Raw genomic sequence first — 15,652 nt, forward strand, 5'->3', positions numbered from 1 at the left:
ACGTCCGCAGGAGCGGGTTCACCCGCGAATGTTTCCCACATTTACCGCTGAAGGAACGCCAGCAGGTCCTCATTCAGTTGCTGTGCATGGGTCACCGCAAACCCGTGCGGCGCCCCGGCATACACCTTCAGCTCGGCGCCGCGAATCAGCTCCGCCGCCTGCTTGCCGGTGGTCTCGAACGGCACGATCTGGTCGTCATCGCCATGGATCACCAACGTCGGCACATCGACCTTGGCCATGTCCGGACGGAAATCGGTCTCCGAGAAGGCCGTCACACAGTCCAGGGTGCCTTTGATTGACGCCATCAGCGCAATGTTCAGGGTCTGCGTCTGCACACCCTGGGACACCTGCTGCCCATGGTTCAGGCCGTAGAACGGCGTGGCGAAATCGGCGATGAATTGTGCGCGGTCGGCACGCAGGCCGGCCCGGATGCCCTCGAACACCGATAGGTCGACACCGTCAGGGTTGTCGTCACGCTTGCCGAACACTGGCGTCACCGCGCCCAGCAACACCAGCCCGGCCACCCGCTCGCTGCCGTGGCGGGCGATGTAGCGGCTGACATCACCGCCCCCCATCGAGAAGCCCACCAGGGTGACGTCGCGCAGGTCGAGGTGTTCGATCAGCTGGGCAATGTCATCGGCGAAGGTGTCGTAGTCGTAACCGCTCCACGGCTGGCTCGAGCGCCCGAAACCCCGGCGGTCGAAGGCGATGGCGCGGTAACCGCGGCTGGCCAGGAACTCCATCTGCGAATCCCACATGTCGGCGTCCAGCGGCCAGCCGTGGCTGAACAGCACAGGCTTGCCGCTGCCCCAGTCCTTGAAGTAGATCGAAGTGCCATCGCGGGTAACGAACGTGCTCATAGCGGTATCTCCTTGAAAGTTTCCAGGTGAAGGCGTCGGCTCAGCCGCGCAGCCAGTTGGCGCAGCGGCGGGTTACCCAAGGCATGATGTAGAACACCACGGGCAGGATGACGAACAGGTTGACGATCAGGTTGCCGGTAATCACGCCGCCCAGCTGCGGGAAGCGCGCAAACAGCGGCGCCAGCAGTTGCGGGATGACCATGGTCATCGGGCAGATCACCAGGTAGGTCAGCAGTGCCTGCTTCCAGCGCGGCGGTTGCGCTGCCGGGGTGCCCGGCGAGCCATCAAGCACCTTGTGTTGCAGGCATACGGTCACCACTTCGCGGTTGTCATGGAGTGCGGTGTTCATCGGCGTTCCTTGGGATGAGCTTGCCCGCATTCACTGTGCAACGGCGAACGGGCGGAGGATTGGATGGGTGTGCTGCCCTGCGCGGGCACCGACTCACGGCGCCCGAGGCGGGTCGGCTTACTTGCCAGCGTTGAAAGCGTTGTAGCTGGTCATCAGGTTGCGGTAGTCCGGGATATGGTTGGAGCACAGCGCGGCCAGGCCTTCGATGTCGTTGCGCCAGTCGCGGTGCAGCTCACAGGCCACGCCGAACCAAGTCATCAGCTGGGCACCCGCCTGGCTCATGCGGTCGTGGGCAGCGTCGCGGGTCATGGCGTTGAAAGTGCCGGAGGCATCAGTGACCACGAACACGTCGAACTCTTCTTCCAGGGCCGACAGGGCCGGGAAAGCTACACAGACCTCAGTCACCACACCGGCAATGATCAGCTGCTTCTTGCCAGTGGCTTTCACGGCCTTGACGAAGTCTTCGTTGTCCCAGGCGTTGATCTGGCCAGGGCGGGCAATGTACGGAGCGTCCGGGAACAGGGCTTTCAGCTCCGGTACCAGTGGGCCGTTGGGGCCTTGCTCGAAGCTGGTGGTAAGAATGGTCGGCAGGTTGAAGAACTTGGCCAGGTCGGCCAGGGCCAGCACGTTGTTCTTGAACGCATCCGGCTCGATGTCGCGCACCAGCGACAACAGGCCAGCCTGGTGATCGACCAGCAGCACAGCGGCGTCGTCTTTGTTCAGGCGGTTGTATTTGAAGTTGGTCATGGTCGTTGCTCCTAAGGTTTTGATGTTCAGTCAGCTGGGTGTTTCGCGTTGATGGGAGAAGATTAAAACCATCACCTTTGGAGCGGTAGATAGTGGTTTTTGGCTTTAGCGTTCTGTTCTAGGAACGATGAAGAACGTAATGGGTTGACTGGCCGAATTCCACACGCTGACCAACTGCGTGCTGTAACGGATCGACAAGGAGCAGATGAAGAGTTGTTTGCAGCAGCGTGAAGAGCTGCCGACGGCGTGAGCAAGTTGCAGCGGTTCGGCGACAGAGCCGGGAGTCGTTGTCGCTGCAGAAGCCGGCTTCAATCAAGAAGGGCGGCTTCCATGGTTGGTCGCACACGTGAGCCTGTGCTGGCTTCTTCGCGGGTAAACCCGCTCACATGTTCACCACAGACCTCTCAGGCGCTAAACAGGCGCAACTGTCTTGCTCAAAATTTGAACAACCTGCGCGGTCGCCTGTAGGAGCGGGTTTACCCGCGAAGACGGTAGCGGCGGCAACGGTGATCGGCCTTTGGAAATTGGCCAGCAGGTCCGGCCCTTTCGCGGGTGAACCCGCTTCTACACAATGGCCTGCGCCGGGCCACCGATCTGTGCCCCCCGCTCCGCGCGTAGGAGCGGGTTCACCCGCGAAGAGGCCAGCAGCTACAACACAACCCTCAGGCACTGACCCGCGTGGTACAGCGAGAACCCGGACTCATAGAACGCCGTACGCAGCGAAGGCGCGCTCACGCCGCTCATCGGCGAGAACGGAATGGGCAGGCTGTCCGCCTCGCCCTTGAGCAGGAACTCAGCAAACGCACGCCCGATCACGGTGCCGGTTGTGTTACCCCGCCCGTTGTACCCGGTTACCGCCACCAGCCCCGGCGCCGGCTCGAACAGGCGCATCAGGTGGTCGGGGGTGAAGTCGATGCAGCCGGTCCAGTGCATTTCCCACTCGACCTTGCCCAGCTCCGGGTAATAGTGGCTCTGGATGCGGTCAGCCCAGCTACGCACGAACCAGGCTGGCTTGTTGTCTACCCGGCCCAGGCTGCCGAGCAGCAGGCGGCCCTGGTCGTCGCGGCGGATGCTGCTGAGTACGGTGCGGGTGTCCCACGAACCTTGGCCATGTGGCAGCACCTTGTCGGCTGCAGCGCCCTGCAGCGGTTTGGAGGCTACCTGATAGTAGTAACCACGGAAAAACTGCTTCTGCAGGTTGCTCCAGTCGCCTTCTGTGTAGGCGCCGGTGGAAATCACCACCTTTTCGGCGCGCACAGCGCCACGCGCAGTCTTCACCCGCCAGCCATCCCCCTCACGCTCCAGGCCTTCGACCGAAGACTGCTGGAAAATCCTGCCGCCCAGGCGCGCCACGGCAGCCGCCAGGCCTTGGGTGTAGCCCATGGGGTTGATGGTGCCAGCACGGCGATCAAGCAGCGCAGCGGAAATCTTGTCGGTACCGCAGTATTCCTGGCACTGGGCGCCGGTCAGCAGCTCGACGTCGGCACCTCGGCGGCGCCATTGTTCGTGACGCGCTTCGAGGTCGGCGATGCCGGTGGCGTTGTGCGCCATGTGCAGCGTGCCTTTGTGCTGGGCCTGGCAATCGATGCCGAGGCGCTCGATCATGGCGAACACTTCAGCCGGGGCTTCGCCAAGCACCTTGTTCAGGCGGCTGCCCTGCTTCTGGCCAAGGGTGGCCTCGACGTCGTCGGGGCGGATCCAGGTGCCGGCGTTGACCAGGCCGACGTTGCGCCCGGAGCCACCGTGGCCGATCTGCCAGGCCTCCAGCACGATCACCGACTTGCCCTGTTCGAGCAGGTGGATGGCCGCCGACAGGCCGGTAATACCGCCGCCGATCACGCAGACATCGGCCTTGTGCTCACCGGCCAGGGCCTGGGCGGCGACGGTCGGTTTGCTGACGTGTTCCCACAAGCATTGTTGACGCAGTTCGGACATGGCCGGCTCCAGCAATTTGTTCTTGTTGGGGCCGCAAGGCGGCCCATTCGCGGGTAAACCCGCTCCTACAGGGGTCGGTGTCGCTTGGACGAACCCTGTAGGAGCGGGTCTACCCGCGAACCGGGGGCCAGGCCCCCGGCCATGCAGCATCAATACATCAGTCGAACACGATACCCTGCGCCAGCGGCAGCTCACGCGAGTAGTTCACGGTGTTGGTCTGGCGACGCATGTAGCCTTTCCAGGCATCCGAGCCCGACTCACGGCCACCGCCCGTTTCCTTCTCGCCACCAAACGCACCGCCGATCTCGGCGCCGCTGGTGCCGATGTTGACGTTGGCGATACCACAGTCGCTGCCCGAGGCGCTCTGGAAGCGCTCGGCCTCACGGATGTCGGTGGTGAAGATGCAGGACGACAGGCCTTGTGGCACTTCGTTGTTCAGGCGCAGGGCCTCTTCGAAGTCGTCATAGGCCAGCACATACAGGATCGGGGCGAAGGTTTCGTGGCGCACCACGTCACTCTGCGCCGGCATTTCAGCAATGGCTGGCGAAACGTAGTAGGCGTTCGGGTACTGGTCGGCCAACTGACGCTCGCCACCAAATACCTGGCCACCTTCGTCGCGGGCCTTGGCCAGTGCACCTTGCATGGCGTCGAACGACTGCTTGTCGATCAGCGGGCCTACCAGGTTGTCTTTACGTGGGTCGCCGATGCGCACTTTGCCGTAGGCGGCTTTGACGCGGGCAACCACTTCGTCCTTGATCGAGCGGTGCACGATCAGGCGGCGCAGGGTGGTGCAACGCTGGCCGGCAGTGCCGACAGCCGAGAACAGGATGCCACGCACGGCCAGGTCCAGGTCGGCGCTCGGGGCCAGGATCATGGCGTTGTTGCCACCCAGCTCCAGGATGCTGCGGCCGAAGCGGGCAGCCACGCGTGGGCCGACTTCGCGACCCATGCGGGTGCTGCCGGTGGCGCTGACCAGCGGTACGCGCGGGTCGTCGACCATGGCTTCGCCAGCTTCACGGCCGCCGATAACCAGTTGTGCCAAGCCAGCCGGAGCATCGCCGAAGGCTTTCAGGGCTTTTTCGAACAGCGCCTGGCAGGCCAGGGCGGTCAGCGGAGTTTTCTCGGACGGCTTCCATACCACCGAGTTGCCGGCCACCAGCGCCAGCGCGGTGTTCCAGGCCCACACGGCAACCGGGAAGTTGAAGGCGCTGATGACGCCGACCACGCCCAGCGGGTGCCAGGTTTCACGCATGTGGTGGCCAGGGCGCTCGGAAGCGATGGTCAGGCCGTACAGCTGGCGCGACAGGCCTACGGCGAAGTCGCAGATGTCGATCATTTCCTGCACTTCGCCCAGGCCTTCCTGGGTGATCTTGCCGGCTTCGATCGAGACCAGCTCGCCGAGGTCGGCCTTGTGCTCACGCAGCACTTCGCCGAACAGGCGCACCAGTTCGCCACGGCGCGGAGCCGGCACACTGCGCCAGGCTTCGAAGGCGCTCTGGGCCTGATCGATGCGGGCGATGGTCTCGGCCTTGCCGAGCAGTTTCACCGAGGCGATCTGGCTGCCGTCGATCGGCGTGTGAACAGGGTAGTCGCCCTGGGTGTAAGCCTCGGCGGCAACGCCAAGGCGCTCGAGCAATCCAGCAACCATTTGTGCATCTCCTACATCGGTGATGGGGTGGAAAAATGATGTGGATCAGTATTAATCCGATCACATAGGTACAACAAACGACCTTTATTCCGCATATCATTCCGTCAGGTAATGATTTGAGCCGCAGAGACCGCTATGTCAAAACGCCTGGTACCCTCCATGACCGCCCTGCAGTGCTTTGAAGCTGCAGCCCGCCATCTGAGTTTTACCCGTGCTGCCGAAGAACTGCACCTGACCCAGAGCGCGGTCAGCAAGCAGGTGGCGCAGCTGGAGGACATGCTGCGCCACCACCTGTTCCTGCGCATCCGTCGGCGCTTGCAGCTTACGCCGGCCGGCAGCCTGTACCTGGCCGAGGTCAACAAGATCCTCACCCAGGTGGACATGTCCAGCCGCTACGTACTCACCTACGGCGAGCAGACCGAGATATTGAAGGTAGCCACTCAACCGAGTTTTGGCGTGCGCTGGTTGATCCCGCACCTGAAGGGTTTTGGCAAACGGCACAGCAATATCCACCTGGACATTCGCAACGAGATGGAGCCGTTCGCCCTGCTGCAAGGCTCGGCCGACGTGGTGTTCTTCTATGGCCAGGGCACCTGGCCCGGGGCCACCTGCGTGGAGTTGTTCCGTGAAGAGGTGGTGCCGGTGTGTGCGCCAGAGCTGCTGACCGGACGCAGGCTGGCCGGTGCCGAGGAGCTGGCCGAGCTGGTGCTGCTGCAAAGCACCTCGCGCCCGGAGGCCTGGCATGAGTGGTTCCTGGAGCAGGGCCTGCAAAGCGTCAGCGCCTACCACGGGCCGCGCTTCGATACGTTCTATATGGCGTTGAGCGCGGCGCAGGCCGGGTGCGGGGTGGCGCTGGTGCCGCGCTACCTGGCGGCGAAGGAACTGGCCGACGGTAGCCTGGTGGTGCCGTGGAACCATGCGATGCGCAGTGCCGGGGCGCATTACCTGGCGTATGCCGAGCATGCGGCGGAAGTGCCCAAGGTGCGGGCGCTGGTGGAGTGGATCCACGAACAGCTCCAGGCTTGAGGGCCTCTTCGCGGCTAAAGCCGCTCCTACGGGGACCGCGTAGGAGCGGCTTTAGCCGCGAAAGGGCCGTCGAGGTCGATCAAAAAAGGAATGACACACTCACTTTTTTTCGCTTGTGAGCAAAGTGCATTCCCAGCTTTCATGTAAGCGTCCGAACCCAACCAGGAAGCTAGCGATGCCAGCCCACGATTTCGTCAGCCCAGACAGCATCCGCGCGCAGTTCTCTGCCGCCATGTCGCTCATGTACAAACAGGAAGTGCCGCTGTACGGCACGCTGCTGGAGCTGGTGAGCGAAATCAACCAGCAGGTGATGGCCCGGCAACCCGAAGTGGCCGAGGCCCTGCGCTGGACCGGCGAAATCGAGCGCCTTGACCAGGAACGCCACGGCGCCATCCGCGTCGGCACCGCCGAAGAACTGGCCACCATCGCCCGCCTGTTCGCCGTCATGGGCATGCAGCCGGTCGGCTACTATGACCTCAGCTCCGCTGGCGTACCGGTGCATTCCACTGCCTTCCGCGCGGTGCACGAGCAATCGCTGCATGTCAGCCCGTTCCGTGTGTTCACCTCGCTGCTGCGTCTGGAGCTGATCGACAACCCGCAGTTGCGCGAGCTGGCACAGGGCATCCTGGCCAAGCGCCAGATCTTCACCGCCCGCGCCCTCGAACTGATCGCCCAGTGTGAGCGCGAGGGTGGCCTTGACGCCGCGGATGCAGAGACGTTCGTGCAGGAAGCGCTGCACACCTTCCGCTGGCACCAGGACGCTACCGTCACTGCCGAGCAATACCAGCAGCTGCACGACCAACACCGCCTGATCGCCGATGTGGTGGCCTTCAAGGGCCCGCACATCAACCACCTGACCCCACGTACCCTGGATATCGATGCAATCCAGCGCGGCATGCCGGCCAAGGGCATCCCGCCGAAGGCCGTGGTTGAAGGCCCGCCCACCCGCCGCCACCCGATCCTGCTGCGCCAGACCAGCTTCAAGGCTCTGCAGGAAACGGTCGCTTTCAGCGACCAGCAAGGCAGCAAAGGCAGCCACACCGCACGCTTTGGCGAAATCGAGCAACGCGGTGCAGCGTTGACGCCGAAAGGTCGCCAGCTCTACGACAAGTTGCTCGACGCTACCCGCGCTGCGCTGGGTGGCGCTCCAGCCGAAGCCAATGCCGAGCGTTACATGGCGCTGCTGAAGGCAAACTTTGCCGAATTCCCGGATGACCTGGCGCAGATGCGCGAACAAGGCCTTGCATATTTCCGCTACTTCGCCACCGAGAAAGGCCTGGCCGCACGCGACCAGGAAGGCCGCCCGACCACCCTGCAAGGCTTGATCGACGCGGGCCACGTGCACTTCGAGGCGCTGGTGTACGAGGACTTCCTGCCAGTGAGCGCAGCGGGGATCTTCCAGTCCAACCTGGGCGACGATGCGCAGGCCGAATACGGCAGCAACGCCAACCGCGAAGCGTTCGAAGCGGCGTTGGGGTTGCAGGTACAGGATGAGCTGGCGCTGTATGCGCAAAGCGAGCGCCGGTCGCTGCAGGCCTGTGCACAAGCGTTGAATCTGGGCTCGATGTAAATCTGTACCGGCCTCTTCGCGGGCTCGCCCGCTCCCACAAGACCTGTGGGAGCGGGCGAGCCCGCGAAGAGGCCGGTGCAGGTGATCAAAGACGCGGCAAGATTTCCACATCCGGCAAATCCATCGCCGCCACCTCGTCTTCCAGAAACGCACTCAACCGCCGCAAACGCTCGCCACCCGGGCGGGTACGCGGCCACACCAGGTAGTAATCCATGCCGCTGGGCACCGCCGTCGGCCATGGCAGGCTCAAGCGCTTCTGCGCCACATCTTCGGCCACCATCAGCAAGTCGCCCATGGATATCCCGTAGCCACGCGCTGCGGCAATCATGCCCAGCTCCAGGGTGTCGAACACCTGGCCGCCCTTGAGCGATACCTTGTCGCCAAGCCCCATACGCTCCAGCCACTCCCGCCAGTCACGCTTGTCCACCGTGGGGTGCAGCAGTTCGACAGAGGCCAGCCTGCACACATTCCAGGGTTCCTCGTCGAGCAGGTCCGGCGCGCCGACCGGGATCAACAACTCAGGGAACAGCTTGCGCACCTCCCACTCCGGCGGGAATACCCCGTCGCTGAGCAACACCGCGCAATCGAACGGCTCCTGGTGGAAGTCCACATGGTCGACATCCATCCAGGCACTGGTCAGCTGCACCTCATTGCCCGGTTGCAGGTGGCGAAAGCGACTGAGGCACGCCAGCAACCAGCGCATGGTCAGGGTCGAGGGGGCTTTCATGCGCAGTATGTCGTCTTCACCACTCAAGGTTTCGCAGGCCCGCTCAAACGCCGCAAAGCCCTCGCGCACGCCCGGCAGCAGTACCCGCCCCGCTTCGGTAAGTTGCAGGCTGCGGCCACTGCGCACGAACAGGCGGCAGGCAAAATGCTCTTCCAACGTACGGATATGCCGGCTGATGGCGCTTTGGGTAATAGAAAGCTCTTCGCCCGCACGGGTGAAGGAGCTTAGCCGCGCGGCAGCTTCGAATGCGCGCAGTGCATACAGGGGTGGTAGCTGGCGTGGCATGAGGCACCTGCAATATAGGCGTGTGAGGCAAGTCACCGAGAAACCTATATACATGAGTTCAACTCATGCCAACTATCGCTTTTATCCTTTTGTGCAAAGTTGACCGAAGCCTCAGAATCGCCGTTCGTTGATCACTCCAGAATGAAGGACCGCCCCATGCACGTCGCGCCCACCACAGAACTCAAGGCTTTGCTGCGCCTGGCCGGGCCGCTGATTGCCTCGCAGTTGGCGCACATGCTGATGGTGCTGACCGACACCCTGATGATGGCCCGCATCAGCCCTCAGGCTCTGGCGGGTGGTGGTCTGGGGGCAGCCAGCTATTCGTTCGTATCGATCTTCTGCCTGGGCGTGATCGCCGCAGTCGGCACGCTGGTGGCCATTCGCAAGGGTGCCAACGACATCGAGGGCGCTACCCGCCTGGCGCAGAACGGTCTGTGGCTGGCCTGGGGCCTTGCACTGTTCGCTGCGCTGGTGCTGTGGAACCTTGAACCGGTGCTGCTGCTGTTCGGGCAAAAGCCCGAGAACGTGGCCTCGGCGGCGCAATTCCTTACCCTGCTGCCGCTGGCCCTGCCCGGCTACCTGACCTTCATGGCCTTGCGCGGCTTCACCAGCGCGCTGGGCCGCTCGACCCCGGTGATGGTCATCAGCCTGGTAGGCACGGTGCTCAACTACCTGTTCAACGTGGCGCTGATCGAGGGCATGTTCGGCCTGCCCAAGCTGGGGCTGATGGGCATCGGCCTGGTCACTGCAGTGGTGTCGATGGGCATGGCCATCGCCCTGGCGCTGTACATCCGCTGGCACCCGGCCTACGCCGCCTACCCGCTGCGCAAGGGCCTGTCACGCCCATCACTGGCGGCCTTGCGCGAACTGTGGCGGCTGGGCCTGCCGATTGGCGGCACGTACATGGTGGAAGTGGGCCTGTTCGCCTTCGCCGCGCTGTGCATGGGCGTACTGGGCAGCACCGAACTGGCGGCGCACCAGATTGCCCTGCAGATCGTGTCCACGGCATTCATGGTACCGACAGGCTTGTCCTATGCGGTGACCATGCGCGTAGGCCTGTACTACGGCGCCGGTAACCTGCTGGCAGCACGCAGCGCCGGGCGGGTGGGCATCGGCTTCGGGGCAATGATCATGTTTGCCTTCGCCGCCCTGTTCCTGCTGCTGCCCGAAGCGCTGGTAGGGCTGTTTATCGACCGTAATGACCCGGCCTTTGCCGCGATCTTCCAGGTGGCCGTGCAGTTGTTGATGGTGGCGGCGTGGTTCGAACTGTTCGACGGCATGCAGACGATTGCCATGGGCTCTATCCGAGGGCTGAAAGATGCCAAGACCACCTTCCTGATCGGGCTGGTGTGCTACTGGCTGGTGGGGGCGCCGAGCGCCTGGTTGTTCACCTTTACCCTGGGCGGTGGTGCAGTAGGGATCTGGTGGGGGCTGGCGCTGGGGCTGGCATGTGCGGCGGTGGCGCTGACCTTTGGCTTTGAGTGGCGGATGAAGCGGTTGCTGGGGAAGGCTTGGGCTACCGGAAAAGCGACGGCTTCGGCCTGACTTGGGGGCCTATTCGCGGGTAAACCCGCTCCTACAACGGCCTGTGCCCAACCCCCGGTGTGTGTCCACCGCAGATCAGTGTGTAGGAGCGGGTTTACCCGCGAATACGATGGTGGCGGCAACGGTGAACGCCTGGTGGAGATTTGCCAGCAGGCCCGGCCCATTCGCGGGTAAACCCGCTCCTACAGGATTGCGCAGGCTCAAAATTGCGCGTCCCCTGCGAGCGTACCCGCGAAAGGGCCCTAAAGGACACCCTCCAACTGGCGGCCAGGCGCCTGCAGCAAATACGCCATCAATTCCTCTATCGGCAGCGGCTTGCTGACCAGGAAACCCTGCACCTGGTCGCAGCCAAACCCACGCAACAACGCCAGCTGCTCTTCACTCTCCACCCCCTCGGCCACCACCTCGAGGTTGAGGTTGTGCGCCAGGTTGATCATGGCGTGCACCAGCTTACGGTTTTCTTCACGCATTTCCATTTCCGCAACAAAGCTGCGGTCCACCTTGAGCAAGGTGATCGGCAGGCTGTTGAGGTGCACGAACGAAGAGAACCCGGTGCCGAAATCATCGAGCGAGAAGCGCACGCCCAGGCGACCCAGCGCGTCCATGGTCTGGCGCACCACCTCGTTGCGGCGCATCACCGCCGTCTCGGTCAGTTCGAACTCAAGCCAGCGGGCATCCACACCGTGCTCGAGGATCAGGCGACTCAAGGTGGCCAGTAGCTGGCTGTCCTGGAACTGGCGGAAACTCAAATTGACCGCCATGTGCAGCGGTTCCAGGCCGCGCTCGCACAGTGCCTGCATGTCACTCAAGGCACGGGAAATAACCCAATAGCCCAAGGGCACGATCAGGCCGCTCTGCTCGGCCAGTGGCACGAACTCGCTGGGCGGCAGCAGCCCGCGCTCGCCATGGCGCCAGCGCACCAGCGCCTCCAGCCCGACAATGCGCCCGTCGGCCAGGTTAAGGCGGGGCTGATAGTGCAGCTCCAGCTCGTCGCGGCGCAGGGCGCGGCGCAATTCGCTTTCCAGGTCGGCAAGGCTGCGGGCGTTGCGGTTGATGCGTTCGTTGAACACATGGAAGGTGCAGCCTTGGCTGCCCTTGGCCTGACGCATGGCGATGTGCGCGTGCCACATCAGCGGATCGGCGCCGCTCTGTGCGCGAGCATGGGCCAGGCCCAGGCTGCAGCCCAACAACAGGCTTTCGCCGTCGATCCAATAAGGTTCGGCCAAGGCCTCGACGATGCGGTCGGCCATCCATTCGGCGCGGTTGGCATCGCGGCGGGTGTCGATCAGCAGGGCAAACTCGTCGCTGCCCAGTCGTGCCAACTGGTCGCCCGCTTCCAACTGATGCTTCAGCCGTGCCACGACCTGCAGGATCAACCGGTCACCGCACTGGTGGCCGAGGGCATCGTTGACGTGGCGGAAGTTGTCCAGGTCCAGGTGGCCAAGCGCAACACCACGGCCGTCGTTTTCGGCCAGGCGCGCATTGAGCAAAGCCTGGAAGCCCTGGCGGTTGGCGATGCCGGTCAGCGGATCCTGCTCGGCCAGGCGCTGCAAGGTGGCGACCAGCACACCGCGCTCTCGCACATGGCGCAGTGAGCGGCGCAGGGTATCGGCGTTGAGCTGGTCGCGTACCAGCCAGTCGCTGACAGCGCTGGGCGCCGCCTCAGGCTCGTGGTCAAGCAGCAGGATGGTCGGCAGCTCGCAACGCCCGGCGGCGGGCTGCAAGCCTGGCGTTGCCAGCACGACGGCCTGGCGATCATGACTGAACAGGCTGTCGACCGCCTCCCAGTTTGGCGCAGTCAGTAGCACGGCGCTGCCACCCAGTGCAGGCATGCAGGCGTGCAACAAGGCGGCCCATTCCGGCTCATCGGCCAACAGCAGCAAACGCAAAGGTTCGACAGGCGTGGACAAGCGGGCTCCTTAGGGCTTCACGGTGCAACGAGACTGGCGGGTATGCCACTGCATTCAATGAAAATGATTTTCAATTTTATACATGTTTCTCGGGCGTAGCATCCCGACGTATTTTGTCGTGCATCCTGCGCGAAACGGCACAAACCGGCAAATATGATTTTTTCAGCTACTAGCATTAGTAGCGCTAATAGTGAGACGGACAAAAGTCTGACTCAGACGTCAGACGGTCGCGCCACAACGGCCCCATGCCTGTTAGAATGCGCGGCTATTTTCTGGCGACCCCCGGTTTCTAGCATGTCCCGACTCAATCCCCGGCAGCAGGAAGCCCGTGACTATGTCGGCGGCCCTCTTTTGGTGCTCGCCGGTGCAGGTTCGGGCAAGACCAGCGTGATCACGCGCAAGATTGCCCACCTCATCCAGAACTGCGGCATCCGCGCCCAGTACATCGTGGCGATGACCTTTACCAACAAGGCCGCGCGCGAGATGAAGGAGCGGGTTGCCACCTTGCTGCGCCCGGGAGAAGGCCGTGGCCTGACCGTGTGTACGTTCCACAACCTGGGCCTGAACATCATCCGCAAGGAACACGAGCGCCTGGGTTACAAGCCGGGGTTCTCGATCTTCGACGAGTCCGACATCAAAGCGTTGCTGTCGGACATCATGCAGAAGGAATACTCCGGCGACGACGGCATCGACGAGATCAAGAACATGATCGGTGCCTGGAAGAACGACCTTATCCTGCCACCAGAGGCCCTGGAAAAAGCGCGCAACCCACGCGAGCAGACCGCAGCCATCGTCTACACCCACTATCAGCGTACGCTCAAGGCGTTCAACGCAGTGGACTTCGATGACCTGATCCTGCTGCCAGTCAAACTGTTCCAGGAGCACCCCGAGGTGCTGGAACGCTGGCAAAACCGTGTGCGCTACCTGCTGGTAGACGAATATCAGGACACCAACGCCAGCCAGTACCTGCTGGTGAAGATGCTGATCGGCATGCGCAACCAGTTCACCGTGGTAGGCGACGACGACCAGTCGATCTACGCCTGGCGTGGTGCACGCCCTGAGAACCTGATGCTGCTCAAGGAGGACTACCCCTCCCTGAAGATCGTCATGCTCGAGCAGAACTACCGCTCCACCAGCCGCATCCTGCGCTGTGCCAACGTGTTGATCGCCAACAACCCGCATGCGTTCGAGAAACAGCTATGGAGCGAAATGGGCGTGGGCGACGAGATCCGCGTGATCCGTTGCAAGAACGAGGAAGCCGAGGCCGAACGCGTGGCCATGGAAATCCTCACCTTGCACCTGCGCACCAACCGCCCGTACAGCGACTTCGCCATCCTCTACCGCGGCAACTACCAGGCCAAGCTGATCGAACTGAAGCTGCAGCACCACCAGGTGCCGTATCGCCTGTCGGGTGGCAACAGTTTCTTCGGCCGCCAGGAGGTCAAGGACCTGATGGCCTACCTGCGCTTGCTGGTGAACCCGGACGACGACAACGCCTACCTGCGTGTGATCAACGTACCGCGCCGGGAAATCGGCTCCACCACCCTGGAAAAGCTCGGCAACTACGCCACCGAGCGCGGTATATCGATGTACGCCGCCAGCGAGGAACTGGGCCTGGGCGAGCACCTGGACGCGCGCTACACCGAGCGTTTGCAGCGCTTCAAGCATTGGCTGGATGGGGTGCGCCACAAGGTCGCCCTGGAAGACCCGATTGCCGCGCTGCACGAGATGATCCGCGACATCGACTACGAGAACTGGATCCGCCAGCAGACCGCCAGCGACAAGGCTGCAGAATTCCGCATCAGCAACGTCTGGTTCCTGGTGGAAGCGCTGAAAAACACCCTCGAGAAGGACGAAGAGGGTGACATGACCATCGAAGACGCCATCGGCAAGCTGGTGCTGCGCGACATGCTCGAGCGCCAGCAGGAAGAAGAAGAGAACGCCGAAGGTGTGCAGATGATGACCCTGCATGCCTCCAAGGGCCTGGAATTCCCCTACGTGTTCATCATGGGCATGGAAGAGGAAATCCTCCCGCACCGCTCCAGCATCGAGGCCGACACCATCGAAGAGGAACGCCGCCTGGCCTACGTGGGCATCACCCGCGCGCGCCAGACCCTGGCCTTCACCTTCGCCGCCAAGCGCAAGCAGTACGGTGAAATCATCGACTGCACGCCCAGCCGGTTCCTCGACGAACTGCCTCCGGACGACCTGGCCTGGGAGGGCCTGGACGATGCGCCGGTCGAGGTGAAGGCCGCACGCGGCAACAACGCCCTGGCCGATATCCGGGCGATGCTCAAACGCTGATCAACCATTACTCTTTAACTTTGCCGCTGTTAGCGGCCACGGTGGTTTGTATGGCCGATTTGAGCTCACAGATCGGCCATACAGACCACTATCTACATCGAGGAAATCACAGTGGAAGCACTGCATCAGAAGATTCGCGAAGAAGGCATCGTGCTTTCCGATCAGGTTCTCAAAGTCGACGCGTTTCTCAACCACCAGATCGATCCGGCGCTGATGCAGCTGATCGGTGACGAGTTCGCTCGCCTGTTCGCCGACGCCGGTGTGACCAAGATCGTCACCATCGAAGCCTCAGGCATTGCCCCGGCGGTGATGACCGGTCTGAAACTGGGTGTGCCGGTCATCTTCGCTCGCAAGCACCAGTCGCTGACCCTGACCGAGAACCTGCTGACCGCCTCGGTGTATTCCTTCACCAAGCAGACCGAGAACACCGTGGCCATCTCGCCGCGTCACCTCAACAGCAGCGACCGTGTGCTGGTGATCGACGACTTCCTGGCCAACGGCAAGGCCTCGCAGGCGCTGATCTCGATCATCAAGCAGGCAGGTGCCACCGTGGCGGGCCTGGGCATCGTGATCGAGAAGTCGTTCCAGGGCGGCCGTGCCGAACTGGACAGCCAGGGCTACCGCGTTGAATCGCTGGCCCGGGTGAAGTCGCTGGAAGGTGGTGTAGTCAGCTTCATCGAATAAACGCGACACCTGCTTCGCGGGCACGCCCGCTCCCACAGGGACAGCACAGGTCTCGAACGCTG

12 protein-coding genes and 1 pseudogene are annotated in these 15,652 nt (G+C 63.0%); 6 read left to right on the plus strand and 7 right to left on the minus strand.

Annotated features, from left to right (window positions below; all coding sequences use genetic code 11):
• Positions 1-41 precede the first annotated feature (41 nt).
• The 3 genes from ACYCCG_RS02780 to ycaC form a co-directional block, all read right to left on the minus strand.
• Positions 42-860, minus strand: coding sequence for an alpha/beta fold hydrolase (locus ACYCCG_RS02780; RefSeq protein ID WP_176682856.1), 819 nt, complete (start codon positions 858-860; stop codon positions 42-44).
• 40 nt (positions 861-900) lie between these two features.
• Complete coding sequence (locus ACYCCG_RS02785) at positions 901-1,209, minus strand: hypothetical protein (RefSeq protein WP_020193757.1); 309 nt, start codon at positions 1,207-1,209, stop codon at positions 901-903.
• 117 nt (positions 1,210-1,326) lie between these two features.
• Positions 1,327-1,956, minus strand: a complete 630-nt coding sequence (gene ycaC / locus ACYCCG_RS02790; RefSeq protein WP_019096461.1) for an isochorismate family cysteine hydrolase YcaC — start codon at positions 1,954-1,956, stop codon at positions 1,327-1,329.
• Between the two features lie 148 nt (positions 1,957-2,104).
• Here ycaC and ACYCCG_RS02795 point away from each other — a divergent pair.
• Positions 2,105-2,306, plus strand: a pseudogene (locus tag ACYCCG_RS02795) (mechanosensitive ion channel protein MscS); the annotation flags it as partial.
• 298 nt (positions 2,307-2,604) lie between these two features.
• On the opposite strand, the gene amaA reads toward ACYCCG_RS02795, so the two are convergent.
• Both amaA and amaB read right to left on the minus strand, forming a co-directional pair.
• Positions 2,605-3,891, minus strand: a complete 1,287-nt coding sequence (gene amaA, locus ACYCCG_RS02800; RefSeq protein ID WP_459669365.1) for an L-pipecolate oxidase — start codon at positions 3,889-3,891, stop codon at positions 2,605-2,607.
• Between the two features lie 157 nt (positions 3,892-4,048).
• Entirely contained in the window at positions 4,049-5,539 is a 1,491-nt protein-coding gene (amaB, locus tag ACYCCG_RS02805; RefSeq protein ID WP_003253547.1) for an L-piperidine-6-carboxylate dehydrogenase, read from the minus strand.
• A gap of 135 nt (positions 5,540-5,674) precedes the next feature.
• On the opposite strand from amaB, the gene ACYCCG_RS02810 reads away from it, so the two are divergent.
• A complete protein-coding gene (locus tag ACYCCG_RS02810) occupies positions 5,675-6,565 on the plus strand; it encodes a LysR family transcriptional regulator (RefSeq protein ID WP_339533558.1) in 891 nt (296 codons plus the stop codon).
• 175 nt (positions 6,566-6,740) lie between these two features.
• Positions 6,741-8,135 (plus strand): 2-oxoadipate dioxygenase/decarboxylase HglS, encoded by a 1,395-nt coding sequence (hglS, locus tag ACYCCG_RS02815; RefSeq protein WP_209969175.1) that lies wholly within the window; start codon positions 6,741-6,743, stop codon positions 8,133-8,135.
• Positions 8,136-8,220: 85 nt separating this feature from the next.
• Here the strand turns inward: hglS and ACYCCG_RS02820 are convergent, their stop codons facing one another.
• Positions 8,221-9,147 carry a LysR substrate-binding domain-containing protein gene (locus ACYCCG_RS02820; RefSeq protein WP_176682861.1) on the minus strand — a complete coding sequence of 309 codons (927 nt, stop codon included), beginning with the start codon at positions 9,145-9,147 and terminating at the stop codon, positions 8,221-8,223.
• A gap of 156 nt (positions 9,148-9,303) precedes the next feature.
• On the opposite strand from ACYCCG_RS02820, the gene ACYCCG_RS02825 reads away from it, so the two are divergent.
• Complete coding sequence (locus ACYCCG_RS02825; RefSeq protein ID WP_209969168.1) at positions 9,304-10,692, plus strand: NorM family multidrug efflux MATE transporter; 1,389 nt, start codon at positions 9,304-9,306, stop codon at positions 10,690-10,692.
• A 242-nt stretch (positions 10,693-10,934) separates the two neighbouring features.
• On the opposite strand, the gene ACYCCG_RS02830 is transcribed toward ACYCCG_RS02825, so the two are convergent.
• A complete protein-coding gene (locus ACYCCG_RS02830; protein ID WP_209969164.1) occupies positions 10,935-12,602 on the minus strand; it encodes a putative bifunctional diguanylate cyclase/phosphodiesterase in 1,668 nt (555 codons plus the stop codon).
• Positions 12,603-12,896: 294 nt separating this feature from the next.
• Here ACYCCG_RS02830 and rep point away from each other — a divergent pair, with 294 nt between their 5' ends.
• Both rep and ACYCCG_RS02840 read left to right on the plus strand, forming a co-directional pair.
• Positions 12,897-14,906: a DNA helicase Rep gene (gene rep, locus ACYCCG_RS02835; RefSeq protein ID WP_021785228.1), complete on the plus strand. Its 2,010-nt coding sequence runs from the start codon at positions 12,897-12,899 to the stop codon at positions 14,904-14,906.
• 111 nt (positions 14,907-15,017) lie between these two features.
• Entirely contained in the window at positions 15,018-15,590 is a 573-nt protein-coding gene (locus ACYCCG_RS02840) for a xanthine phosphoribosyltransferase (protein WP_003253535.1), read from the plus strand.
• The last annotated feature ends 62 nt before the right edge of the window (positions 15,591-15,652 follow it).

It is taken from the genome of Pseudomonas sp. VEM90 (genome assembly GCF_054611535.1).